19 protein-coding genes are annotated in these 24997 nt (G+C 70.3%); 8 read left to right on the top strand and 11 right to left on the bottom strand.

The window, feature by feature from the left end; all coding sequences use genetic code 11:
• Positions 1 to 78: 78 nt before the first annotated feature.
• From ACWD3I_RS18800 to ACWD3I_RS18765, 8 genes are all read right to left on the bottom strand, one after another.
• Positions 79 to 795 (bottom strand): ABC transporter ATP-binding protein, encoded by a 717-nt coding sequence (locus ACWD3I_RS18800; RefSeq protein ID WP_307032111.1) that lies wholly within the window; start codon positions 793 to 795, stop codon positions 79 to 81.
• Positions 792 to 1679 (bottom strand): ABC transporter ATP-binding protein, encoded by an 888-nt coding sequence (locus tag ACWD3I_RS18795; RefSeq protein ID WP_365394541.1) that lies wholly within the window; start codon positions 1677 to 1679, stop codon positions 792 to 794. Before ACWD3I_RS18795 ends, ACWD3I_RS18800 begins: the two co-directional genes overlap by 4 nt.
• A 3-nt stretch (positions 1680 to 1682) precedes the next feature.
• Positions 1683 to 3509: a branched-chain amino acid ABC transporter permease gene (locus ACWD3I_RS18790; protein WP_365394542.1), complete on the bottom strand. Its 1827-nt coding sequence runs from the start codon at positions 3507 to 3509 to the stop codon at positions 1683 to 1685.
• Between the two features lie 5 nt (positions 3510 to 3514).
• Positions 3515 to 4447 (bottom strand): branched-chain amino acid ABC transporter permease, encoded by a 933-nt coding sequence (locus tag ACWD3I_RS18785; protein ID WP_365394543.1) that lies wholly within the window; start codon positions 4445 to 4447, stop codon positions 3515 to 3517.
• Positions 4448 to 4567: 120 nt separating this feature from the next.
• Positions 4568 to 5797, bottom strand: a complete 1230-nt coding sequence (locus ACWD3I_RS18780; protein WP_365394544.1) for a branched-chain amino acid ABC transporter substrate-binding protein — start codon at positions 5795 to 5797, stop codon at positions 4568 to 4570.
• 290 nt (positions 5798 to 6087) lie between these two features.
• A complete protein-coding gene (locus tag ACWD3I_RS18775; RefSeq protein ID WP_365394545.1) occupies positions 6088 to 6699 on the bottom strand; it encodes a Tat pathway signal sequence domain protein in 612 nt (203 codons plus the stop codon).
• A 447-nt stretch (positions 6700 to 7146) separates the two neighbouring features.
• The gene (locus tag ACWD3I_RS18770; RefSeq protein ID WP_266893811.1) at positions 7147 to 7635 is read right to left on the bottom strand and encodes a hotdog fold thioesterase; all 489 of its coding nucleotides are present in this window, start codon (positions 7633 to 7635) and stop codon (positions 7147 to 7149) included.
• A 48-nt stretch (positions 7636 to 7683) separates the two neighbouring features.
• The gene (locus ACWD3I_RS18765) at positions 7684 to 9963 is read right to left on the bottom strand and encodes an FdhF/YdeP family oxidoreductase (RefSeq protein WP_365394546.1); all 2280 of its coding nucleotides are present in this window, start codon (positions 9961 to 9963) and stop codon (positions 7684 to 7686) included.
• A 360-nt stretch (positions 9964 to 10323) separates the two neighbouring features.
• Between ACWD3I_RS18765 and polA the strand changes: the two genes are divergently transcribed.
• Positions 10324 to 13050 (top strand): DNA polymerase I, encoded by a 2727-nt coding sequence (gene polA, locus ACWD3I_RS18760; protein ID WP_365394547.1) that lies wholly within the window; start codon positions 10324 to 10326, stop codon positions 13048 to 13050.
• A 287-nt stretch (positions 13051 to 13337) separates the two neighbouring features.
• Positions 13338 to 13706, top strand: a complete 369-nt coding sequence (locus ACWD3I_RS18755) for a hypothetical protein (RefSeq protein ID WP_365394548.1) — start codon at positions 13338 to 13340, stop codon at positions 13704 to 13706.
• On the opposite strand, the gene ACWD3I_RS18750 is transcribed toward ACWD3I_RS18755, so the two are convergent.
• A complete protein-coding gene (locus ACWD3I_RS18750; RefSeq protein ID WP_365394549.1) occupies positions 13639 to 14487 on the bottom strand; it encodes a DUF4184 family protein in 849 nt (282 codons plus the stop codon). The two genes, ACWD3I_RS18755 and ACWD3I_RS18750, sit on opposite strands and share 68 nt — an antisense overlap.
• 256 nt (positions 14488 to 14743) lie before the next feature.
• Here ACWD3I_RS18750 and ACWD3I_RS18745 point away from each other — a divergent pair, with 256 nt between their 5' ends.
• The 3 genes from ACWD3I_RS18745 to ACWD3I_RS18735 all read left to right on the top strand — a co-directional run bounded on the left by ACWD3I_RS18745 (position 14744) and on the right by ACWD3I_RS18735 (position 17744).
• Complete coding sequence (locus ACWD3I_RS18745) at positions 14744 to 16453, top strand: lytic transglycosylase domain-containing protein (RefSeq protein WP_365394550.1); 1710 nt, start codon at positions 14744 to 14746, stop codon at positions 16451 to 16453.
• Between the two features lie 145 nt (positions 16454 to 16598).
• Complete coding sequence (locus tag ACWD3I_RS18740) at positions 16599 to 16733, top strand: SPW_0924 family protein (protein WP_107080587.1); 135 nt, start codon at positions 16599 to 16601, stop codon at positions 16731 to 16733.
• Between the two features lie 21 nt (positions 16734 to 16754).
• Positions 16755 to 17744, top strand: coding sequence for a DUF3068 domain-containing protein (locus tag ACWD3I_RS18735; protein ID WP_365394551.1), 990 nt, complete (start codon positions 16755 to 16757; stop codon positions 17742 to 17744).
• Here the strand turns inward: ACWD3I_RS18735 and hrpB are convergent.
• Positions 17734 to 20226, bottom strand: a complete 2493-nt coding sequence (gene hrpB, locus ACWD3I_RS18730; protein WP_365394552.1) for an ATP-dependent helicase HrpB — start codon at positions 20224 to 20226, stop codon at positions 17734 to 17736. The genes ACWD3I_RS18735 and hrpB overlap by 11 nt on opposite strands.
• Before the next feature lie 84 nt (positions 20227 to 20310).
• Positions 20311 to 21147 carry a class I SAM-dependent methyltransferase gene (locus ACWD3I_RS18725; RefSeq protein WP_365394615.1) on the bottom strand — a complete coding sequence of 279 codons (837 nt, stop codon included), beginning with the start codon at positions 21145 to 21147 and terminating at the stop codon, positions 20311 to 20313.
• 369 nt (positions 21148 to 21516) lie between these two features.
• On the opposite strand from ACWD3I_RS18725, the gene rpsA reads away from it, so the two are divergent.
• The 3 genes from rpsA (at position 21517) to coaE (ending at position 24995) form a co-directional block, all read left to right on the top strand.
• The gene (gene rpsA, locus ACWD3I_RS18720) at positions 21517 to 23022 is read left to right on the top strand and encodes a 30S ribosomal protein S1 (protein WP_046263549.1); all 1506 of its coding nucleotides are present in this window, start codon (positions 21517 to 21519) and stop codon (positions 23020 to 23022) included.
• Between the two features lie 360 nt (positions 23023 to 23382).
• Entirely contained in the window at positions 23383 to 24321 is a 939-nt protein-coding gene (locus tag ACWD3I_RS18715) for a PAC2 family protein (protein WP_365394553.1), read from the top strand.
• A gap of 44 nt (positions 24322 to 24365) precedes the next feature.
• Complete coding sequence (gene coaE / locus ACWD3I_RS18710) at positions 24366 to 24995, top strand: dephospho-CoA kinase (RefSeq protein WP_365394554.1); 630 nt, start codon at positions 24366 to 24368, stop codon at positions 24993 to 24995.
• Positions 24996 to 24997: the final 2 nt, after the last annotated feature.

Here is a 24997-nt window from a genome sequence, read left to right as displayed (position 1 = left end):
CCCGGCCGCGTTCATGCGAGAGGCCCGCGTCCCCGGTTGGGGGCGCGGGCCTCGTCGTAGAGCCGTGATGGCGGGGACTCAGTCCTCGCCGAGGTACGCCTTGCGTACCGACTCGTCGTGCAGCAGGTCCTGGCCGGACCCCGACAGCACGATCTTGCCGATCTCCATGACGTGGCCGTGGTCGGCCAGCGACAGTGCCGCCTGGGCGTTCTGCTCGACGAGGAGGATCGTCGTGCCCTGGGACTTGAGTTCGGCGATGGTCGCCATGATCTTCTGCATCATGATCGGGGAGAGGCCCATGGACGGCTCGTCCAGCATGAGGAGCTTGGGCTGGGACATGAGCGCGCGGCCCATGGCCAGCATCTGCTGCTCGCCGCCGGACAGGGTGCCGGCGGCCTGCTTGCGGCGCTCTCCGAGGATCGCGAAGAGGTCGTAGGCGCGCTGGATGTCCTTCTCGATGCCCGCTTTGTCGTTGCGGAGGAAGGCGCCGAGGCGGAGGTTGTCCTCGATCGTCATGCGCGGGAAGATGTGCCGCCCCTCGGGGGAGTGGGCGAGGCCGAGCGAGACGATCTGGTGGGCCGGGGTCTTCTTGAGGGACTTGCCGTCGAACTTGATCTGGCCGCCGACCGGCTTGAGCAGACCGGACAGTGTCCGAAGCGTCGTGGTCTTGCCGGCGCCGTTGGTGCCGATGAGGGTGACGACCTCGCCGGCCTCGACCTTGAACGAGATGCCCTTGACGGCCTCGATCTTGCCGTAGGCGACCCGGAGGTCCTCTACTTCGAGCAGTGCGGTCATCGGTCGTTCTCCTTGCCGGGCGCGGCGTCGGTCGTGGTGTCGGCCTGGGCCTCGGCTGCTTCGACCTCCGCGACTTCTTCGTCGCCGGGGGCGTCCTCGAAGGGCTCTCCGAGGTAGGCGGCGATGACGCGCTCGTCGCCCTGGACGGTGGCGCTGTCGCCTTCGACGAGTTTTTCGCCTTGGACGAGGACGGCCACGCGGTCGCAGAGGTTGAAGATGAACCGCATGTCGTGCTCGATGACGAGGACGGCGATGCCCTGGTCGCGGATGGCGAAGACCAGTTCTTCGGTGGCTCGCGTCTCCTGGGGGTTCATGCCGGCGGTGGGCTCGTCCAGGAGGAGCAGGCCGGGTTCGCTCGCGAGTGCTCGTGCGATCTCCAGCTTGCGCTGTTCGCCGTAGGGCAGGTTGCGTGCGAGGTGTTCGGCCTTGTTGTCGAGGCCGATGAACTCCAGGAGTTCCATGGCGCGTTCGCGGGAGGCCTTTTCGGCGCGGTGGAAGCCGGGGCCGCGCAGGAGTGCGGACCAGAGGCCTTCCTTCGTCCTGGTGTGGCGGCCGACGAGGACGTTTTCCAGGACCGTCATGTTGGCGAACAGGCGGATGTTCTGGAAGGTGCGGGCGACGCCGGCGGCGGTGACCTTGAAGGACTTGGGCGGCAGGACGTTGCCCTTGTAGCGGACCTCTCCCTCGGTGGGGATGTAGAGGCCGGTGAGGCAGTTGAAGAAGGTCGTCTTGCCGGCGCCGTTGGGGCCGATGAGTCCGACGATCTCGCCGCTGTTGACGGTGAGGTCGACGTTGCGTACGGCGGTGAGGCCGCCGAAGCGCATGGTGACGCCGCGGGCGTCGAGGACGGTCGTCCCCAGGGCGGTGGTGGTGTCGGTGGTCATGTGTCAGGCCCCTGTCTTGCCGAGGACTGTGGGCGCTTCGGCCTCTTCGTGGAATTCGAGCTGGCGACGCCGGTTCGGGATGAGGCCCTCGGGGCGGAAGCGCATGAGGAGGACGAGCGCGAGTCCGAAGGCGAAGAGCTGGTAGTCGCCGAGGAACTGGAGCTTGGCCGGGATGAGGTAGAGGAGTGCGGCGCCGACGAGGGGGCCGGCGATGGTGCCCATGCCGCCGAGGACGACCGCTGCGAGGAGGAAGGCCGAGTTGGGCGGTACGACGTGGGCGAACTGGTACTGCTCGGGGGTCACGGTGTAGGTGACGTGGGCCTGGACGGCGCCGGCGAGGCCGGCGAGGGAGGCGCCGAGGGCGAAGGCGATGAGCTTGACGCGGAAGCCGTTGATGCCCATGGCGAGGGCGGCGGTCTCGTCTTCGCGGATGGCGATCCAGGCGCGGCCGATGCGGGAGTCGCTGCTGCGCTGGAAGACGACAACGACGATCAGCGTGATGAGGAGCATCAGCAGGAAGTAGTTGGCGAATCGCGCGATGGTGAACCCGAGGATGGTGTGTTCGGCGCCGAAGTCGAAGCCGAGGATGTTGAGGTTCGGGATCGAGGAGATGCCGTTGGAGCCGTTGGTGATGTCGGGTCCTGAGGTGCCGTCCATGTTGAGGACGGTGATGCGGAAGATCTCACCGAAGCCGAGGGTGACGATGGCGAGGTAGTCGCCGCGCAGTCGGAGGGTGGGGGCGCCGATGAGGACGCCGAAGACCATGGCGACCGCGGCGCCGAGGATTGCGGAGAGCCAGAACGGCAGGTGGACGTCGAACGGTGAGGAGGGGGAGCCGGAGACCATGGCCGCGGTGTAGGCGCCGACGCCGAGGAAGGCGACGTATCCGAGGTCGAGGAGGCCGGCGAGGCCGACGACGATGTTGAGGCCGAGGGCGACGGTGGCGAAGATCAGGATGTAGACGCCGATGGTCGCGTACTGGTCGTCGGACTGGGTGAAGGGGAAGAGTGCGGCGGCGATGAACGCGCCGAACATGGTGATGGTGCGGTGCTTGCCGGTGATGGCCGAGACCCGGGCCACGAGCCCGGCCTTGGCGAGGGCGGCGAAGCCGAAGCTGACGGTGATGAGGAAGCCGATGAACTGTTCGTCGTACTCGGTGCCGATGCCGTAGGTGAAGACGGTCAGGCCGACGGCCATGGCGGCGACGATGACGAGGATCTCGGCGTAGGCGGGGAGCGTGGGTGCCTTGCTGGGGGTGCCGGAGGCCACGGAGGTCTTGAAGACGGTCCACTTGTGGCGTGCGTTGTGCTTGGACTGCTCCCAGCCGGTGTCGTCGGGGTCGACGGGGTCGGGCTCGGGTCGTACGAAGGGCAGGGAGAAGGCGCCGAGGACGCCTGCCAGGGTGACGATCGCGGCGATGTAGCCGCCGGGTTCCAGGTTGACGATGCCGCCGAGCTGGACGGTGATCGCGATGACGGTGTACCAGGCGGTGGCGAAGGTGCCGAGTGAGGCGAGTTTGATGGCGCTGTCGGCGCCTGCGGGGGTGAGCCAGCCCAGGCCGGGGACGCCGTAGGAGGCGAGGCCGAAGAGGGCGGTGAGGGCGCCGCCGATGAGGACGAGGACCTGGAGGCCGCCGGGGTAGCCGGTGACGGTGAGGTCGCCGGGGAACTCGCTGGTCCAGGTCCAGGCGAGGAAGGTGGAGACGACGGCGAGGACGCCGCCTGCGGTGGCGAGGGCGCGGCCGACGTTCTCGGGGAGGCCGATGAGGCCCTTGGCGTTGCCGTCCTTGCTGACGGGGGCGCTGGGGGTTTCGGTGGTCTGTGTGGTCATCGGTGTCACGCCCTGTCAGCGACGCGCTCGCCGAGCAGGCCTTGGGGCCTGACGAGGAGTACGAGGATGAGGAGTACGAAGGCCCAGACGTTGGCCCAGGACTGGCCGCCGAGCAGGTCGAAGCCGGGGACGTCGGAGATGTAGGCGGTGGCCATGGTCTCGGCGAGGCCGAGGACGAGGCCGCCGAGCATGGCTCCGTAGATGTTGCCGATGCCGCCGAGGACGGCTGCGGTGAAGGCCTTGAGGCCGAGGATGAAGCCCATGCGGAACTGGACCTGGCCGTACTTGAGGCCGTAGGCGACGGCTCCGACGGCGGCGAAGACGGCGCCGAGGGCGAAGGCGACCACGATGATGCGGTCGGTGTTGATGCCCATGAGCTTCGCGGTGTCGGGGTCCTGGGCGGTGGCCTGCATGCCGCGGCCGGTGCGGGTCTTCATGACGAAGTAGGCGAGGATCGCCATGCTGATGGGTGCGGCGACGAGCAGGAAGATGTCACCGGTCTGGATGGTGACGCTGCCGATCTCGAAGGGGCCGCCCGCGATCTCGGGGAAGTTGATGGATTCCTTGGCCCCGGGGTACCAGGCCCACACCGCCTGCTGGAGGGCGAGGGAGAGGCCGATGGCGGTGATGAGGGGGGCGAGGCGTGGTGCGGTGCGCAGCGGGCGGTAGGCGAACCGTTCCGCTCCTACGGCGACGAGGACTGCGGCGATGACGGCTCCGAGGAGCATCAGTGGCAGTGCGAGCCACATGGTGGTGCCGTCGGGCAGTACGTACAGATAGACCGTGAGGGCGCCGAACCCTCCGATCATGAAGATCTCGCCGTGGGCGAAGTTGATGAGCTGGACGATGCCATAGACCATTGTGTAGCCGATGGCGACCAGCCCGTACATGGATCCCAGTAGCAGGCCGTTGACCAGCTGCTGCGGCAGTTCGTTCACCGCATGTCCTCCGAGACTTCGGATTGGTTTCGACGGATGTGTGGCCGGATGCGAGTCCGCGCGGGGCGCCAGTGGAACAGCGCCCCGCGCGGCTCGTTCAGGTGGTGCTGCGGGTCTCGATCAGCCGGTGTAGGTGCCGGACTTGACGGCCTTCCAGGCGCCGTTCTCGACGGCGTAGACGGTGAGCTGCTTGTTGGTGGCGTCACCGTACTCGTCGAAGGAGACCTTGCCGGTCACACCGTCGAAGGACACGTTCTGGACGGCGGCGGTGATCTGCGCGCGGGCGTCGGACGGCAGCTTGCCGTCGTTGTCCTCGACGACCTTCTTGACGGCGAGGATGATCGCCCAGGCGGCGTCGTAGGAGTAGCCGCCGTAGGCCGCGTACTCCTCCTTGTAGCCGCCGGCCTTGTAGTCGGCGACGAACTGCTTGGCGGAGGGGAGTTCCTCGACGGGGGCGCCGACGGAGGTGGCGAGGTCACCGGCGCTGCCGGCGCCGGCCAGTTCGACGAAGGTCGGGTCGAAGATGCCGTCACCGCCGACGAGCGGGATCTTGGCGCCGGACTGCTTGATCTGCTTGCTGAGCGGGCCGGCCTGCGGGTACTCGCCGCCGTAGTAGACGACGTCGGCGCCGGAGTTCTTGACCTTGGTGGCGACCGCGGAGAAGTCCTTGGTGTCCGGGTCGATGTGGTCGGTGCCGACGACCTTGCCGCCGAGCTTCTTGAACTCCGCGGTGAAGGTGGCGGCGAGGCCGGCACCGTAGGTCTTCTTGTCGTCGATGACGAAGACCTTGGTCTTCTTGGCGTCGTTGTAGACGTACTGCGCGGCGAACGGGCCCTGGATGGCGTCCGTGGTCGCGGTGCGGAAGTACGACTTGTAGGTGCGGACCTTCTTCGTCTGCCAGTCGACACCCTGGGTGAGGCCCGGGCCCGTGTTGGCGGGGGAGATCTGGACGAGCTTGGCGTCGTCGAAGACCTTCTGCATGGACTCGGCCACGGAGGAGTTCAGCGGGCCGACGGCGCCCAGGACGGACTTGTCACTGACGAGCTGGACGGCGTTGGCCTGGCCCGAGGAGGGCTGGGCCTGGTCGTCGAGGGCCTTGATCTCGAAGGTGACGCCGTCGACGAGCTTCTGCTTGTTGGCGGTCTTCGCGGCGAGGTCGACGGAGTTCTTGATGCCGAGGCCGAGGGCGGACAGGTCACCCGTCAGCGGGGCGTCGACGCCGATGACGACCTTGGTGCCGCCGCTTCCGGAGTCCGAGCCGCCGTCGTCGTCGCGCGAGCCGCAGGCGGTGAGGGTGAGTGCTCCCGCCGCCAGCGCGGCGGTGATGGTGATGAGCGAACGTTGACGCACGATTCGTCCTTTCATGGCGCGGCGCTCCCCCCTGGAAGCGGCCGAGTCGTTGCGCGGGGTGCCTGACGTGACAATCCAGTGGCGCGGTGACTGGCCGTGACTCTAAGCGGGTGTGGGGATCGTGGAGGAGGGTCCGGGCCAGGCTGTGACGCTCTTGTTATGACACGTCGTAATGCAGAGCGGTACTGAGTGGGCGGAACAGTGGAATTAGGCCTGATTCGCCCCGTCCGCATAGTGAGAACCCGCAGGACCCGACCTGGGTGGTTCAGGTGTCTCAGGGGTTTTGGTGATTACCCAGAATTGTTGCTGCAGGCGACTTGTAGGGCCTCTGAGAGCTGCTGCGCATAGCGCTGTCCGAGGATGAAACTGTGGACTTCTATTGCACGCGTATTACGTAGAGTTACGTCGAGGAAAGGGAGTCCGGCGTTCCACGGCACTTTTCTGCATTGCGTCACGTGCATGGTGACGATGATCTTGCGGCTCGAGCCGGCTGCCGTACGGAATGGGGTCGGCGGGGTCGATTTCACCGACAGGCCGGCGTACGGCTGGGAGATCCGGGTCACGGTGACCGGGGGGCCGGCCAGCACGGTCAGCTCCACCCCCAGGCTGAAGCTCTGCCTCGGCGCGCCCTCGGGCGTCGGTTCCCAGCTCAGGTAGTGCACATCGGTGACCTGGGAGGGGTACGGCGGGGGGAGGGCCGCCGGCGGCTGCGGGCGGGTGGCGTACAGGTAGCCGCCGCCCGCGACGACAACGGCGCACGCGAGAGCGCCGAGGGCGGCACGCCGGTGCCTGCCGTACAGCTCGGCGAGCCGCCCTCTTGGGCGGCGGGGGAGCGGCGGGGCGTCGAGAACGTCCCACGCGTGCGTGCCTTCGCCGGGCTCGACGGGGCCTACGCCGCTCACTGACGGGGCCGTTCGCCGACGGCGGGCGGGGGGCTTGCGTCGATGGGGGGCGGGGGTTTCACGTCGGCCGAGGGCGTGGGCCTCGGGCCGGTGGGGGGCGTGGGCCTCGCGTCGACGGTCAGTGCGGGCGTCACGTCGGTGGGTGGCGGCGTGGGCCTCGCGTCGACGGCCGGCGGGGCCTTGTCGACCCGGAGCTCCGGGGGTCCTCCCGTTCTCATGCCTTGACGCTAGGCCCTGGGGGGTGGGTCGGGCCAGAGTCCGTTGGGGCCGGGGCGAGTTGGGCGCGGCCTCGCGGGGGCGCGGAGGCGCGAGGCATCAGGGGGAGGCCTCAGGGGGAGGCCTCAGGGGGGAGGGGCACGGGCGCGTGTCCCGGGGCGGCGGGGGCTGGGGTGAGTGGGGGCTGGGGTGTGGGGCCCGGGGTGGTCCCGGGCCGGAGTCCCGGCGTGGTCAGTTGGCCGCCACGACGTGGGCGGCGTCGCCGGGGTTCACGTCCCGCAGGAGACACGTCAGCCGTGCGCTGCACACCCGGCGTCCCTGCTCGTCGCTGATCACGATCTCGTACGTCGCCGTCGACCGCCCCCGGTGCACGGGCGTGGCCACGCCGGTCACCAGGCCGGAGCGCGCCCCGCGGTGGTGGGTGCAGTTGAGGTCGACGCCCACGGCGATCTTGGAGCTGCCGCCGTGCAGCATCGAGCCGACCGAGCCGAGCGTCTCGGCTAGGACTGCGGAGGCGCCGCCGTGCAGCAGCCCGTACGGCTGGGTGTTGCCCTCCACCGGCATCGTCCCGACGACCCGGTCCGCGGAGGCCTCCACGATCTCCACGCCCATGCGGGTGCCGAGGTGCCCCGCGGAGAACAGTGCCAGCAGGTCGACGCCGAGCGCGGCGTACTCGTCGATGACCTCTTGCGGGAACTTCACATGCTGCTGCTCGCCCATGGGGCCCGGCTCCGTTTCGTCGGGATCACTGCTCGGCTGAGCAAACGCTCAGTCGGTCGCCGATTGTTCCAGACGGACGACGACGGACTTGCTGGCCGGGGTGTTGCTGGTGTCGGCGGTGGCGTCGAGCGGCACCAGGACGTTGGTCTCCGGGTAATAGGCCGCCGCACAGCCCCGTGCCGTCGGGTAGTGCACCACCCGGAAGCCGGGTGCCCGCCGCTCCACGCCGTCCTTCCACTCGCTCACGAGGTCGACGTACGAGCCGTCGGCGAGCTTCAGCTTCTGGGCGTCCTCGGGGTTGACCAGGACGACCCGGCGGCCGTTCTTGATGCCCCGGTAGCGGTCGTCCAGGCCGTAGATCGTGGTGTTGTACTGGTCGTGCGAGCGCAGCGTCTGCAGCAGCAGCCGGCCCTCGGGCAGCGCGGGGAACTCCACGGGCGCGGCGGTGAAGTTGGCCTTGCCGGTGGTGGTCGGGAAGCGGCGTTCGTCGCGGGGGGCGTGGGGGAGGGCGAAGCCGCCCGGGTGGGCCACGCGCGTGTTGAAGTCGTCGAAGCCGGGGACCACACGCGCGATGCGGTCGCGGACGGTGGCGTAGTCCTTCTCGAACTCCTCCCACGGGGTGCGGGACCCGGAGCCCAGCACGCGGCGTGCGAGGCGGCAGACGATGGCCGGCTCGGACAGCAGGTGCCTGCTCGCGGGCTCCAGGCGGCCGCGGGAGGCGTGCACCATGCCCATGGAGTCCTCGACGGTCACGAACTGTTCGCCGCTGCCCTGAAGGTCGCGCTCGGTGCGTCCCAGGGTGGGCAGGATCAGGGCACGCGCGCCCGTGACCGCGTGCGAGCGGTTGAGCTTGGTCGACACGTGCACGGTCAGCCGCGCGCGCCGCATGGCCGCCTCGGTGACCTCCGTGTCGGGGGAGGCGGAGACGAAGTTGCCGCCCATCGCGAAGAAGACCTTCGCCTTGCCGTCGCGCAGCGCCTGGATGGCCCGTACGACGTCGTAGCCGTGCTCGCGCGGCGGCGCGAAGCCGAACTCCTTCTCCAGGGCGTCCAGGAAGGCGGGCGCGGGGCGCTCGAAGATGCCCATCGTGCGGTCGCCCTGGACGTTGGAGTGACCGCGGACCGGGCAGACGCCCGCGCCGGGGCGGCCGATGTTGCCGCGCAGGAGAAGGAAGTTGACCACCTCGCGGATGGTCGGCACGGAGTGCTTGTGCTGGGTGAGGCCCATGGCCCAGCAGACGATGGTGCGCTTCGAGGCGAGCACCATGCCCAGGGCCTGCTCGATCTCCTCGCGGGTGAGGCCGGTCGCGGTGAGGGTCTCGTCCCAGTCGGCGGCGCGGGCCTGGGCCGCGAACTCCTCGAAGCCGTGGGTGTGTTCGTCGACGAAGGCCTGGTCGACGGCGCCCTCCGTGTCCAGGATCAGCTTGTTGAGGAGGCGGAAGAGGGCCTGGTCGCCGCCGATGCGGATCTGCAGGAACAGATCGTTCAGAGCGGTGCCCTTGAGCATCCCCTGGGCGGTCTGGGGGTCCTTGAAGCGCTCCAGGCCCGCCTCGGGCAGCGGGTTGACGCTGATGATCTTCGCGCCGTTCGCCTTGGCCCGGTCCAGGGCGGAGAGCATGCGGGGGTGGTTGGTGCCGGGGTTCTGGCCGGCGACGATGATCAGGTCGGCCTTGTAGAGGTCCTCCAGCAGGACGCTGCCCTTGCCGATGCCGATCGTCTCGTTCAGGGCCGATCCGGAGGACTCGTGGCACATGTTGGAGCAGTCCGGCAGGTTGTTGGTGCCGAGCTCGCGCGCGAACAGCTGGTAGAGGAAGGCGGCCTCGTTGCTGGTACGGCCCGAGGTGTAGAAGAGGGCCTCGTCGGGGGAGGCGAGGGCGGTGATCTCCTCGGCGACGATGTCGAAGGCACGCTCCCAGGACACCGGTTCGTAGTGCGTGCCCCCTTCGGGGAGGTACATGGGGTGGGTGAGCCGCCCCTGCTGCCCCAGCCAGTAGCCGCTGCGCGTCGTGAGGTCGGTGACCGGGTGCGCGGCGAAGAACTCCGGGGTGACCCGGCGCAGGGTGGCCTCCTCGGCGACCGCCTTCGCGCCGTTCTCGCAGAACTCCGCCTTGTGCCGGTGGTCCGGCTCCGGCCAGGCGCAGCCCGGGCAGTCGAAGCCGTCCTTCTGGTTCACGCGCAGGAGGGTGAGCGCGGTGCGCTTGACGCCCATCTGCTGCTGGGCCATCCGCAGCGTGTGCCCGATGGCGGGCAGCCCCGCCGCCGCGTGCTTCGGCGCGGCGACCTGCGGAGCGTCCTGAACCGGATCGCCCTTGGGCGGCTTCGTGGCCATCGCACTCTCTCCTTCGCGCACACATGTGAGGTACGTCTCCGATCCTCGCACGCGGGGGTGACAACGGCGTTCGCCGGGCGTGGGAAGGGCAGGAGCGATGGCTGGGCGGCCGAGGGCGCGGGCGTGGGCGTGGGCGTGGTCGAAGGTGGGCTCGGGTCGGGGAGCCGGCGAGCGGACCCGTGGGCGAACACGGTCTGCCGACAGCCGGCCTCGGAGGGTCACGGAGGCGTCCAACTCCTCGTCCCGGTCAACCTTTCGCCATGGACGCCGGCAAGGCCGCACCGGCAGGAGGGCGGTGCCGAACCGGCCTGAGCCTCGGATGGCGGCCGACTGTCAGTGCGGCGTGGCAGGATCGGGGTCGTGGCAGAGACAGCAGCGAAGCAGACCGACAACAGCCCCGGCGGCAGCCGCCCGCGCCTGATGCTCATGGACGGGCACTCGCTTGCCTACCGTGCGTTCTTCGCGCTGCCCGCGGAGAACTTCACGACCGCGACGGGCCAGCCGACGAACGCGATCTACGGCTTCGCCTCGATGCTGGCCAACACCCTGCGCGACGAGGCGCCCACGCACTTCGCGGTGGCCTTCGACGTGTCCCGCAAGACCTGGCGCTCCGAGGAGTTCACGGAGTACAAGGCCAACCGCTCCAAGACCCCGGACGAGTTCAAGGGCCAGGTCGAGCTGATCGGCGAGGTCCTGGACGCGATGCACGTCTCGCGGTTCGCGGTCGACGGCTTCGAGGCCGACGACGTCATCGCCACGCTCGCCACCCAGGCCGAGGCCGCGGGCTTCGACGTGCTGATCGTCACCGGTGACCGCGACTCCTTCCAGCTCGTCAGCGAGCACACCACCGTGCTCTACCCGACCAAGGGTGTCTCCGAGCTGACCCGGTTCACCCCGGAGAAGGTGTTCGAGAAGTACGGTCTGACGCCCGCCCAGTACCCCGACTTCGCGGCCCTGCGCGGCGACCCGTCCGACAACCTGCCCGGCATCCCCGGCGTCGGCGAGAAGACCGCCGCGAAGTGGATCAACCAGTTCGGTTCCTTCGCGGACCTCGTCGAGCGCGTCGAGGAGGTCAAGGGCAAGGCGGGCCAGAACCTCCGCGACCACCTGGAGGCGGTCAAGCTCAACCGCCGCCTGACGGAGATGGTCCGCACCGTCGAGCTGCCCAAGACGGTCGCCGAGCTGGAGCGGGCGCCGTACGACCGCAAGAGCCTCGCGATGATCCTCGACACCCTCGAGATCCGGAACCCGTCCCTGCGCGAGCGCCTGCTGGCCGTCGACCCGGGCGCCGAGGAGGCCGAGCCGGCCCCGGCCGCGACGGCCGGCGTGGAGCTCGACGGCACCGTGCTCGGCACCGGCGAGCTGGCGGGCTGGCTCGGCGAGCACACCACCGACACACTCGGCGTCGCCACGGTCGACACCTGGGCGCTGGGCACCGGCTCGGTCGCCGAGATCGCCCTCGCGGCGTCCGGGGGAGTGGCCGCCTGGTTCGACCCCACCCAGCTCGACGAGGCCGACGAGACGGCGCTCGCCGCCTGGCTGGCCGACGCCGACAAGCCCAAGGTCTTCCACAACGCCAAGGCCGCGATGCGCGTCTTCGCCGAGCACGGCTGGAGCATCGCCGGCGTCTCCATGGACACCGCGCTCGCCGCGTACCTCGTCAAGCCGGGCCGCCGCTCCTTCGACCTGGACGCCCTGTCCCTGGAGTACCTGCACCGGGAGCTTGCGCCCGCCGCCGCGGCCGACGGCCAGCTCGCCTTCGGCGCGGACGACGGCGCCGAGGCCGAGGCCCTCATGGTGCAGGCCCAGGCCATCCTCGACCTCGGCGAGGCCTTCACCGAGCGCCTCGAGGAGGTCGGTGCCACGGACCTCCTGCGCGACATGGAGCTGCCCACCTCCACCCTGCTGGCCCGCCTGGAGCGGCACGGCATCGCCGCCGACCGGGCCCACCTGGAGGCCATGGAGCAGATGTTCGCCGGCGCCGTCCAGCAGGCCGTGAAGGAGGCCCACGCCGCCGCCGGACACGAGTTCAACCTGGGCTCGCCCAAGCAGCTCCAGGAAGTCCTCTTCGGTGAGCTCGGCCTGCCCAGGACGAAGAAGACCAAGACCGGCTACACCACCGACGCCGACGCTCTGGCCTGGCTGGCCACCCAGACGGACAACGAACTGCCGGTGATCATGCTCCGCCACCGCGAGCAGGCCAAGCTCCGCGTCACCGTCGAGGGCCTGATCAAGACGGTCGCGGCGGACGGCCGTATCCACACGACGTTCAACCAGACCGTGGCGGCGACCGGCCGGCTCTCCTCCACCGACCCGAACCTGCAGAACATCCCGGTCCGTACCGACGAGGGCCGGGCGATCCGCCGCGGGTTCGTGGTCGGCGAGGGCTTCGAATCCCTGATGACCGCGGACTACAGCCAGATCGAACTGCGCGTGATGGCCCACCTGTCCGAGGACGAGGGCCTCATCGAGGCGTTCACCTCCGGCGAGGACCTGCACACCACGGTCGCCTCGCAGGTGTTCGCGGTCGAGCGCGCGGACGTCGACGCGGAGATGCGCCGCAAGATCAAGGCGATGTCGTACGGCCTGGCGTACGGCCTGTCCGCCTTCGGCCTCTCCCAGCAGCTGAACATCGACGCGGGTGAGGCACGTGCCCTGATGGACACGTACTTCGAGCGCTTCGGCGGCGTGCAGGAATATCTGCGCCGGGCCGTCGACGAGGCCCGGGCGACCGGCTACACGGCGACCCTCTTCGGCCGCCGCCGCTATCTGCCCGACCTCAACAGCGACAACCGCCAGCGCCGCGAGGCCGCCGAACGCATGGCCCTCAACGCGCCCATCCAGGGCACGGCCGCCGACATCGTCAAGATCGCCATGCTCAACGTCGACAAGGCCCTGCGGGAAGCCGGCCTCACCTCCCGCATGCTGCTCCAGGTCCACGACGAAATCGTCCTGGAGATCGCCCCGGGGGAGCGCGCGGCGGTGGAGGAACTCGTCCGCCGGGAGATGGCGGACGCGGTCCGGCTCACGGTCCCGCTGGGCGTCTCGGTCGGGGTGGGCCCGGACTGGGAGTCGGCGGCGCACTAGCCTCCGGCGGCCGGGTGTGCGGGGCGGGCTGAATGCGGGCGACTCACCATCGGCGGCTACGGCAGCCGACCCAGGGGCGCGGGGAACCGCGCGACCGGCCCCCACGCACCCGCACCCGCCCATGAACCCGCCCCGGCCCACCATGTTTGCGGCGGGGGGAAGGGGGGCGCAGCCCCCTGGGGATGGGACGGGTAGGGGCGGCGGGGGCGAGAACAAGCCCCCGCCCCCGTCACCCACGTGGTCCCCGACAACACGCTCCCCATCCCCCGGCCCGTAAAGATGCGGACATGGGTATACGCACGCTCCACCGCCACACGGCTCCGGCGCAGGCGACCACCGATGCGACCGCGTCCACCCCACCGCCGTCGGTCCCGCCCTTCGCGGCAACGGCCAGTACCGCCCGCATCCCGACCGACCTCGCGACGGCCCTGCGCAAAAGGGCCGTGGACCTGCGCCACCGGCTCACCCGGAGGGACTGGCGGCTCGCCGCCGATCAGGCCCGCAGCTATCTCGCGCTGCTCCTCACGGCACTGACCCGCTCCCGTCAGGTCCGGACCGTCACCGTGTTCGTCGCTACCGCCACCGCGGTCAGCGACCGCCTCGACGGCTCAGCTCCCGGCCAGGACCGGGTACCGGGACCGGACGCCACACCCTGACGCCCACGGCGTACACCAGCACCCCCAGCACGAGTCCGGCGCCCACTCCGAAGCACAGCGTCGGGATCAGCTCCCACGGCTTCGCGGTGGACCCCCAGTAGTCCCACCATCGTGAGGCCCGCTGCACCGCCCCGACCAGCGCACAGCCACCGATGACGGCAGCGGCCCACCACCGGTCCGCGCCGGTCAGCACAGGCACCCCCACCGGCTCGGCGGCAGCGCCCCGCACCCGCCGCAGGGCGTACCCCAGGAACACCGCGATCACGACCGCGGCCACCGCCGAACTGCCGTACTGCAGGTACCAGTACAGCGGCGAGCCCGCGATCGTCTCGCCCAGGACGGGGAACACCCGCATCCCCCACCGGTCGAGATGGGTGAACGCGTCCCACACGACATGCGTCAGCGCCCCCAGCGCCGCCGACACGTACCAGCGCGCCACCAGCGACGGCCGGACACGCGCGCGTGGCACCCCGCAGCGCAGCAGGGCCGCCGGCCGTGCCTGCCGCCGCCGTGGCAGCAGCGCCACCAGTGGCTCACGGATCAGCAGCCACAGCCCCACCAGCGCCCACGCGACGAGCACGTCGACGGTGAAGACGCCCGCGAAGGAGTGGGTGAAGGCCCCGAACTCCATCGCCTCGGACAGGACACTCGCCGCGAAATAGGTCATGTCGGGGGCGAAGGAACCCGCCACCAGCACCGCTGGCACCAGCGAGCCCCGGCCGGTTCCATCGGTGCGTAAGGCGGGCAGTACAGCGGCCGCGTGGCTCAGCGTGAACGGCAAGAAGGCCCCCGGGTTCGGTGTGGTCGGACCGGCCCAGTATGGCCAACTGGTGAAAACCGGGCACGAACGGGTGCCCGCGCAAAGCAAGTTGTCGTAGGGTCGCCTGGGTCACCGTGCCGGGGAGCGCGGTCGAACAGAAGTACACGGCACTGAATGGCTCCACGAGGGCAACCCGCACCACGGGTCGATCGTCACACCATGGCGAGCACGTCGAACGCAGACGGGCGCTCGGGCGTCCACGGGAGGGATTCACTTTATGTCGGCGCAATTCGGCAGGAGGCTGCGCAAGGGAGCGGTGGCCACCACCGTCGCCGCGGCGGCTGTCGCGGCACTTTCGGCGTCCCAGGCACCCGGTGTGGTGGTCGACGACAACGGCAGATCGACCGCAGCGGACTCCCAGCCCACCCCCGACGCGGACGCCGACGACACCGCCACCGGCAACTCCCGTTACTACACGGACCTGCCGCCCCTCGACAGTCCGAGCCCCTCGCCGACCATAGGCACCCCCGCCGCCACCGGCTCGACCGAGGCCGGCATACCCGCGACCGTCCTGGACGCCTACAAGCAGGCCGCGGCCTCGCTCCAGTCGTCCAAGCCCGGCTGCAACCTGCCCTGGGAACTCCTGGCCGCCATCGGCAAGGTGGAGTCCGGGCAGGCCCGCGGCGGCCGCGTCGACGCGGCCGGCAACACCATCGGCAAGATCCTCGGCCCCAAGCTGAACGGCGTCGGCTTCGCGCACATCAGCGACACCGACGACGGCGCGTACGACGGTGACAGCGTCTACGACCGGGCCGTCGGCCCCATGCAGTTCATCCCCTCCACCTGGGAGTGGGCCGGCCGCGACGGCAACGACGACGGCAAGAAGGACCCCAACAACATCTACGACGCGGCGCTCGCCGCCGGTCACTACCTGTGCCGCTTCGGCTGGGACCTGTCCACCCAGTCCGACCTCAACAGCGCGATCCTCAGCTACAACAACTCGCAGGACTACCTGAACACGGTCCTGTCGTGGCTGGAGTACTACCGCAAGGGCACCCACGAGATCCCCGACGGCACGGGCAGCATCCCCGACAACCGCAGCGACGACGGCAGCAGCGCGAACCCCTCACCGTCGCCCACGGACCCGTCGACGCCCGGCACACCGAGCACACCGAGCACGCCCGGTTCCCCGAGCACCCCGTCGACGCCCAGCACCCCGTCGACACCCAGCACGCCGACCCCGACGCCCACCCCGACCGACACGGTGGACCACCTCGAGGACGCGGGCACCGCCAAGCTCACCGCGCAGGCCGGCGACACCTTCACCAAGAGGATCAGCACCCGCGCCGAGACCTCGGCCGGCAAGGCCGTCGGCAAGGTCCGGGTCCGCTTCACGATCGTCGGCGACACCGACACCACGTTCACGGGCGGCGAGAGCGTGGCCACGGTGGTCACGAACAGCTCCGGCGTGGCCGTCGCGCCCACCCTCAAGGCGGGCGAGACGACGGGCGAGTTCACCGTCCGCGTCACCGTCGTGGGCCGCTCGGTCACCGGCCTCGACTACAAGGCGACCGTCACCGAGCGCGTCGCCGACACCCTGGCCCGCACCAGTGACACCGCGCTGACCTGCACCCCCGGCGGTGAGTTCGCCGACCAGGTCGAGGTGAAGGCGACCTACGACGGCGCCGTCGCGGACCAGGTCGCCGCCACCGCCACCCTGATCACCTCGGCGGACGACGCGACCGAGAACACCAAGGGCCCCTACTTCAAGGACGCGGACGGCAAGACCGTACGCACCCTCACGGGCCTGGAGACGGATGCCGACGGCCTGCTCAAGCTGCCGAAGCTGTACGCGGACGACACCACCGGCACGTTCCTGCTCCGCATCAACACCTCCGGCGGCGCGACCCTGACGGTCGAACTGACCGTGGCGGCGGCCGCCGAGACGTCGGAGTCCCCGAGCCCGTCGGCCGACCCGAGCGCGTAACGGCCCGTTCCTGTCGTACGACCATGGCGGCGCCCCTCGTGAGGAGGGGCGCCGTCGTCGTGTGCAACGTGTTCTCATCTCGCCCACCCGTTGCTACGGTGCCGGACCTGACGACCTATCAGTTCCAGTCCGTCGGGAGGCCCGCATGCGTGCTCTGATCGCCGCCGCGATCGGTCTGGCCGTCGCGCTCGCCCTGGTCCTCACGATCACCGCGATGGGGTCGCCGGCCGGCAAGACGTCCCCGAAGCCGCTGCTGACGACGGTGCCGTCACACCCGTAACCACCCGGGAGGGAGGCCGAGATGCGCCGCAAGGCCAGCCTGATCCTGCTCGCTCTCGCCGTGTTCTTCGCGGCACTGTCCCCACTGCTGCGCTGGTACGCCTTCCCGCGCCTGGCCAAGATCCCGGCCGGCCAGTACCAGGACATGGTCCTGGAGGCGAAGGACGCCACCCTCATGAACAACTCGATGCAGGTCGAGAAGGTCTCCAAGGTCACCATCGTGCAGACCCTCAAGGGCAACGTCGAGGCCTCCGAGAAGATCGAGAAGACGCTCGGCCGGGACGTCGTCGTCTGGGACGGCCTGTCCTACGCCCAGGGCCCCGACGGCCAGCAGGTCGCCTACATCCCCGAGCGGTACATCTTCGACGCCCACACCCAGGAACCGATCCACGCCACGGGCGAGATGGTCGACGGCGACCCGGTGAAGCGGGAGGGCCTCGAGTTCAAGTGGCCCTTCCTGACGGAGAAGCGGGACTACGAGTACTTCGACGCCCAGACCCGCACCTCGTCCCCCATCCACTACAAGGGAACCCAGGACTTCCGAGGCCTGGAGGTCTACTACTTCGAGCAGACCATCCCCTGGACCCAGGTGAAGTGGCCCAAGAAGCTGCCCATCGCGGGCGTCACCCCCGAGCAGCTCGCCAAGACCGGCACGACCCGCTGGTACACCACGGTCCGCAAGTTCTGGGTCGAACCCGTCACCGGCGCCCCCGTCTACGGCGAGGAGATCCACAAGGAGGAACTCCGCGGCGGCACCCTCCTCGGCGACCGCGACAAGGTGACGGCGTTCGCCGGCCACGTGAAGATGCGCGAGGACTACATCGAGCACACCGTCGACCTGGTCAAGTCCAACCGCACCCTGGTGCTCCTGATGACCTCGTACCTCCCCTGGGGCTTCGCGACCCTGGGCGTGCTCCTGCTGGCCCTGTCCCTGTACCTGGAAGCCCGCGGCCGCCGCCCCGACGAACCGGAACCCGCCACGAACTCCGAACCCGAACCGGTCACCGCCTGAGCCGCGCGTTCGTATACCGCGTCGGCTCGGCACCCGCCGGATCCTCGGGCCACGGATGCTTCGGATACCGGCCCCGCAGCTCCGCCCGCACGCCCTTGTAGCCGTCCTTCCAGAACGACGCGAGATCGGCGGTCACGGCGGCCGGGCGCCCGGCGGGCGAGAGCAGATGGACGAGCAGCGCCACCCCGGCGACCGCGGGCGACTCGTGCAGCCCGAACATCTCCTGCAACTTCACCGCGAGAACGGGCTGCTCGGGGTTGGCGTAGTCGATCCGGATCCTGGACCCGCTGGGCACGGTGATGCGCTCGGGAGCGAGTTCGTCGAGCCGCGCGGCATCCCCCGAGGCCCAGGGCAGCAGTCGGCCCAGCGCGTCCCCGGCGTCGATCCGTGCCAGGTCGGCCCGCCGCCGGGCACGACCGAGCTCGGGCTCCAACCACTCGTCCACGCGCGCGTGCAGTGCTTCGTCGGACACGTCCGGCCACGGCTCCCCGAGGTGCAGCCGCAGAAAGGCGAGCCGCTGCCGAAGCACGTCGGCCTCGGGCGACCAGCGCAACAGACGCAGCCCTTCCTGCCGCAGCCCTTCGAGAAGCGCGTCGCGTACGAGAACGGGGTCCGGGTTCCGGAGCGTGCGCACCGCCAGCTCCACGGCCCCCAGCCGCTCCACACGCCGCGCCACGACGTCCCCGTCGGCCCAGTGGACCTCGTCCCGCTCGTCGAGCAGCGCCCCTGCCGCCTGCCGCGCGGTCTCCTCGTCGACGACCGCACCGAGCTGCACGCGTGCGTGGCCCTTCCCGACGGGACGGTCCGCGACGGCGACGGCGATCCAGGGCGCCCCGCGCAGACCGGTGGCGTCACGGGCCTCGGCGCGGGTGCCCGACACCATGAGATAGGAACCGCCGTCGGCCTTGGCGACCCGCTCGGGGAAGGCGAGGGCGGCGACGAGCCCGACGAGGGCGTCCTCCGTGAGAGAGGACGCGCGGGTCGGCTCGTCGGCCAGGGCCTGCAGTCGTCGCACCTCCGTACGCCAACGCCCCGCATAGGCGTCGCCCCCACGCCGGGCCGTCCGCACGGCGGCCGCCAGATCGTCGCCGTACTCCCGTGGTGGCTCCTCACTGAGCAGCGCGACCACCTCGGCCACCTCCCGCGAGGGTCCGGCGTCCAGCAGGGCCCGCCCGAGCCGGGGATGCAGTCCCAGCCGGGCCAGCCGTGCCCCGCGCTCCGTCGCCCGCCCGGCGGAGTCCACCGCGCCGATCGCCGACAGGACGCTCCGCGCGGCGGCCATCGCCCCGGTCGGCGGCGGATCCAGCAACGCCAGCCCGGAGGCGTCCGGATCGCCCCAGCAGGCCGTCTGGAGGGCGAACGCCGTCAGGTCGGCCACCTTGATCTCCGGGGCCGGGAACGCCGGCAGCCGCAGGTCCTCCGCCTCCGTCCAGCAGCGGTACGCCACACCGGGCGCCTCACGCCCGGCCCGCCCCAGCCGCTGACTGCCCACCGCGCGGGAGGCCCTGACCGTCGTCAGCGCGCTCAGCCCGCGCGCGTGGTCCACCCGAGGCTCCCGCGTCAGCCCCGAGTCGACGACGACCCGAACCCCGGGCACCGTCAGCGACGACTCGGCGACGGAGGTCGCCAGCACCACCCGGCGCCGCTCGCCGGGCGCCAGCACCGCGTCCTGCACGGCGGCCGGCGCCCGCCCGTGCACCTGGAGCACGTCCACGTCGCCGAGACCGCCCAGCTGCCCGGCGACCCGCGCGATCTCGCCCACGCCGGGCAGGAAGCACAGCACGTCACCCTCCCGCTCGGCGAGCGCCCGCCGCACCACCGACGCCACATGCGTCAGCAGCGCGGGATCGACCCACATGCCGTGCGAGGGCCGTACCGGACGGGCCGGGGGAGCCCAGACCACCCCGACCCCGTACGCCCGCCCCCGCGCCTCGACCACCGGCGCCCCGCCCAGCAGCCGCGACCAGCCCTCCGCGTCGGTCGTCGCCGACGCGGCCACCAGCCGCAGCTCCGGGCGCAGCGCCTGCCGTACGTCCCACAGGAAGGCCGCCGTCGTGTCCGCGTCCAGATGCCGCTCGTGACACTCGTCCAGGACCACCACGTCGACGCCCGCGAGCTCCTGGTCCCGCTGGAGCCGTTGCAGCAGGACACCGGTCGTCACGACCTCCACGCGTGCGTGCCGCCCGACGACCCGCTCCCCGCGCACGGTGTAGCCGACGCTCCCGCCGACCTTCTCGCCCAGCAGCCACGCCATCCGCCGGGCCGCCGCGCGGGCCGCGATCCGCCGCGGCTCGGCCACGACCACCCGCCGCGCGGGAGCGTCACCGCCCAGCAGCCCGGCCAGCGCCAGCGGTACGAGGGTGGTCTTGCCGCTGCCGGTCGGCGCGACCAGAACGGCGGTGCCGTGCGCGTCCAGGGCGTCGGACAGGGCGGGCAGGGCACCGCGTACAGGAAGGGCGTCCAGAGCGTCGTAACGGATCACGCCCCCAGTGTCGTACGACCGAGAGCACGCCCCGCTACGCGCGCGTGCTCCTCTTTCCGCCACGCACGCGCGCGTGCGTGGCGGTCAGTCCCGCTCGCACACGAAGATCGCCGACCCCGGGATCAGATTCCCGCGCAGCGGCGACCAGCCGCCCCACTCCGCGGTGTTCCAGGCCGGCCACTCCGGCTCGACCAGGTTCACCAAGCGGAAACCGGCGGCGACGATGTCCCGGACGCGGTCGCCGACGGTCCTGTGGTGCTCGACGTACACCGCGCTGCCGTCCTCGGCCTGTTCGACGTACGGCGTGCGGTCGAAGTACGAGGCGGAGACGGTCAGCCCCTCCGGGCCGGGCTCGTCCGGGAACGCCCAGCGGATCGGGTGGGTGACCGAGAAGACGAAACGCCCGCCCGGCCGCAGCACCCGGCGCACCTCCGACAGGACCAGTACCGGGTCCGCCACGAACGGCAGCGCCCCGTACGCCGAGCACGCCAGGTCGAAGGAGGCGTCCGCGAAGGGCAGCGCACCGGCGTCCGCGCAGACAAGGGGAAACGATCCGCCGATGCGCAGCGCGTGCTGGAGCTGGCGGTGGGAGAGGTCCAGGGCGACCGGGCGGGCCCCCTGCTCGGCCAGCCAGCGCGAGCACTGGGCCGCGCCGGCGCCGATCTCCAGGACGTCCTTGCCCTTCAGCTCCTCAGGCGGGCCGAGCAGCTCGGCCTCCACCTCGTCCAGACCCTCGGGCCCCCAGACGAAGCGGTCGTCGCCGAGGAACGTGCCGTGCTCGACCTGGTACTCGTCCGCGTTGCGGTCCCACCACCCCCGGTTGGCCCGGGAGCTCTCCGCGACATCGGCGTCACGCCGGGTGGCCTCGGACTCGGAGTCCGATGTGACGTTGGGCTCGGACGCTACGGGCTCTTGGATGATCGGCTCCCTCGTCGTACTCTTCCCTCCAATCCGTCCCCTCAGGGGTGTCACGGAGGAGGTGTCTCGGGGCCCGGTTGGCCTCCAGAGACAGTTCTTGTGCCGGGTATGCGGCGATCCGCCCCGGGTGTGCGCCTTCGCGCATTGACCCTGTCCGGCTGCCCCCGTATGCTACAAGTTGCGCTGCGGGCCTGCGCACCTCAGACGTAGCAGGCTGCGCTCGCATCTGTTGTATGTCCCCTCGGTTTTCGAGGCGCCATCGGCTTTGTCCGGTGTGGCGCTTCCTTGGCTGTCCGGCTTCTTCAGAGCGATACGGGCTCCCGGCGTAGCAGTACCTACGACTTTCTGTCCGTAACCGGAGCCCTTTCCCACATGACGAGCAGCACCGAGACCACCGCCACCACCCCGCAGGTTGCGGTCAACGACATCGGTAACGAGGAAGCCTTCCTCGCCGCGATCGACGAGACGATCAAGTACTTCAACGACGGCGACATCGTCGACGGCGTCATCGTGAAGGTCGACCGGGACGAGGTCCTGCTCGACATCGGTTACAAGACCGAAGGCGTGATCCCGAGCCGCGAACTCTCGATCAAGCACGACGTCGACCCGAACGAGGTCGTCGCCGTCGGCGACGAGATCGAGGCCCTGGTCCTCCAGAAGGAGGACAAGGAAGGCCGCCTCATCCTGTCCAAGAAGCGCGCTCAGTACGAGCGTGCCTGGGGCACGATCGAGAAGATCAAGGAAGAAGACGGGATCGTCACCGGTACCGTCATCGAGGTCGTCAAGGGTGGTCTCATCCTCGACATCGGCCTCCGTGGCTTCCTCCCGGCCTCCCTCGTCGAGATGCGCCGTGTCCGCGACCTCCAGCCCTACGTGGGCAAGGAGCTCGAGGCGAAGATCATCGAGCTGGACAAGAACCGCAACAACGTGGTCCTGTCCCGCCGTGCCTGGCTGGAGCAGACCCAGTCCGAGGTCCGCCAGACGTTCCTCACGACCCTCCAGAAGGGTCAGGTCCGCTCCGGCGTGGTCTCCTCGATCGTCAACTTCGGTGCCTTCGTGGACCTGGGTGGCGTCGACGGTCTGGTCCACGTGTCCGAGCTGTCCTGGAAGCACATCGACCACCCGTCCGAGGTTGTCGAGGTCGGCCAGGAAGTCACCGTCGAGGTCCTCGACGTCGACATGGACCGCGAGCGTGTCTCCCTGTCGCTGAAGGCGACCCAGGAAGACCCGTGGCAGCAGTTCGCCCGCACCCACCAGATCGGCCAGGTCGTGCCCGGCAAGGTCACGAAGCTGGTTCCGTTCGGTGCGTTCGTCCGCGTGGACGAGGGCATCGAGGGTCTGGTCCACATCTCCGAGCTGGCCGAGCGCCACGTGGAGATCCCGGAGCAGGTCGTCCAGGTCAACGACGAGATCTTCGTCAAGGTCATCGACATCGACCTCGAGCGTCGTCGCATCAGCCTCTCGCTGAAGCAGGCCAACGAGTCCTTCGGTTCCGACCCGGCCTCGGTCGAGTTCGACCCGACGCTGTACGGCATGGCCGCGTCGTACGACGACCAGGGCAACTACATCTACCCCGAGGGCTTCGACCCCGAGACCAACGACTGGCTCGAGGGCTTCGAGTCCCAGCGTGAGGTGTGGGAGAACCAGTACGCCGAGGCGCAGACCCGCTTCGAGCAGCACCAGCAGCAGGTCATCAAGTCCCGCGAGGCCGACGCCGCTGCTGCGGCCGAGGGCGGCGACGCTGCGGGTGCGGCTCCGGCCGCGGGTGGCGGCGGTGGCGGTTCGTACTCCTCCGAGGGTGCGGACACCTCCGGTGCCCTCGCTTCGGACGAGGCGCTTGCCGCTCTGCGCGAGAAGCTGGCCGGCGGCCAGAGCTGAACGGCTGCCGCTGAGGCTTAGCTGTTGACTGAGGGACCGTACCTTTCGAGGTGCGGTCCTTCAGTCTTTTGCGTCGGGCCTCCACCGGGTATGCACAGAGGCAGCGGTGTCTCTCACCCGCATTCAGGGCGGCCGCAGGTCGTCGACGCAGACCACTCCATCGCCGCGTTCCCGCCCGACATCCTCGCCAAGGCCGGACCCCTCCTCCTCCCTCTCGCGCCACGCGCGCGTGGGGGCCCTCGTGACGCAGTGGAGCGAGGCATGAGAACGCAGTAAGAGGTGCCTGATCAGAGACGTGGGCGGGAATGCCCACGTCGCAAAGGGTGTTGTGCAGTACGAACACGAGGAGGAGCGGTCACTGTGCTTGATCCGCAGGGTTTGTACGCATGGGAGCCGAAGGGCCTGGCCGTCGTCGACATGGCGCTCGCCCAGGAGTCGGCGGGCCTTGTCATGCTCTACCACTTCGACGGATACATCGACGCGGGCGAGACCGGCGACCAGATCGTCGATCGGGTGCTGGACTCGCTGCCGCACCAGATCGTCGCCCGGTTCGACCACGACCGGCTCGTGGACTACCGCGCCCGCCGCCCGCTGCTGACGTTCAAGCGCGACCGGTGGACGGAGTACGAGGAGCCCACCATCGACGTGCGGCTCGTCCAGGACGCCACCGGGGCGCCCTTCCTGCTGCTGTCCGGACCCGAGCCGGACGTGGAGTGGGAGCGCTTCGCCGCGGCCGTCCAGCAGATCGTGGAGCGGCTCGGCGTCCGCCTGTCCGTGAACTTCCACGGCATCCCGATGGGCGTCCCGCACACCCGCCCCGTCGGCCTCACCCCGCACGGCAACCGCAACGACCTCGTGCCGGGCCACCGCAGCCCCTTCGACGAGGCGCAGGTCCCCGGCAGCGCCGAGGCGCTCGTCGAGTACCGCCTCATGGAGGCCGGCCACGACGTCCTGGGCGTCGCCGCGCACGTGCCGCACTACATCGCCCGCTCCCCGTACCCGGACGCGGCGCTGACGGTCCTGGAGTCCATCACGGCGGCGACCGGCCTCGTCCTGCCGGGGATCGCCCACGCCCTGCGCACGGACGCCCACCGCACCCAGACCGAGATCGACCGCCAGATCCAGGAGGGCGACGAGGACCTGGTCGCGCTCGTCCAGGGTCTTGAGCACCAGTACGACGCGGCGGCCGGCGCCGAGACACGGGGCAACATGCTCGCCGAGCCGATCGACATTCCCTCGGCGGACGAGATCGGGCTGGAGTTCGAGAAGTTCCTGGCGGAGCGCGAAGGCGACAACTGACTCCGCCGGGTGCGCCGTCAGTGCCAGGCCCTAAGCTTCCGGTCATGCTGAAGGTTGGCCTGACCGGCGGGATCGGCGCCGGCAAGAGCGAGGTGTCACGGCTGCTCGTCGAGCACGGTGGCGTGCTGATCGACGCGGACCGCATCGCGCGCGAGGTCGTCGCCCCGGGCACGCCGGGGCTGGCGGCGGTCGTCGAGGCCTTCGGCCGGGACGTGCTCGCCGAGGACGGCGCTCTGGACCGGCCGAAGCTGGGCTCGATCGTGTTCGCCGACCCCGACAGGCTCGCCGTACTCAACTCGATCGTGCACCCGCTGGTCGGCGCCCGCTCCCGCGAGCTGGAGGCGGCCGCCGCCGCGGACGCGGTCGTGATCCACGACGTCCCGCTCCTCGCCGAGAACGCCCTCGCCCCGCTGTACGACCTCGTGGTCGTCGTCGACGCGAGCCCCGAGACCCAGCTCGACCGGCTGGTGCGGCTGCGCGGTATGACCGAGGAGGACGCACGCGCGCGTATGGCCGCCCAGGCGACGCGCGAGAAGCGCCTGGAGATCGCGGACATCGTCATCGACAACGACGTACCCCTGGACGACCTGCGGCGACGCGTGACGGACGTCTGGGCCGATCTCGCCCGAAGAGCCCGCGCCTCGCACACCTCGTCCCAGCCGCCCCAGGAATAGCA

The organism is Streptomyces sp. NPDC002817 (assembly GCF_053592055.1).
Note: the sequence above shows the minus strand (reverse complement) of the source record. Positions and strands in the feature narration are given on the sequence as shown.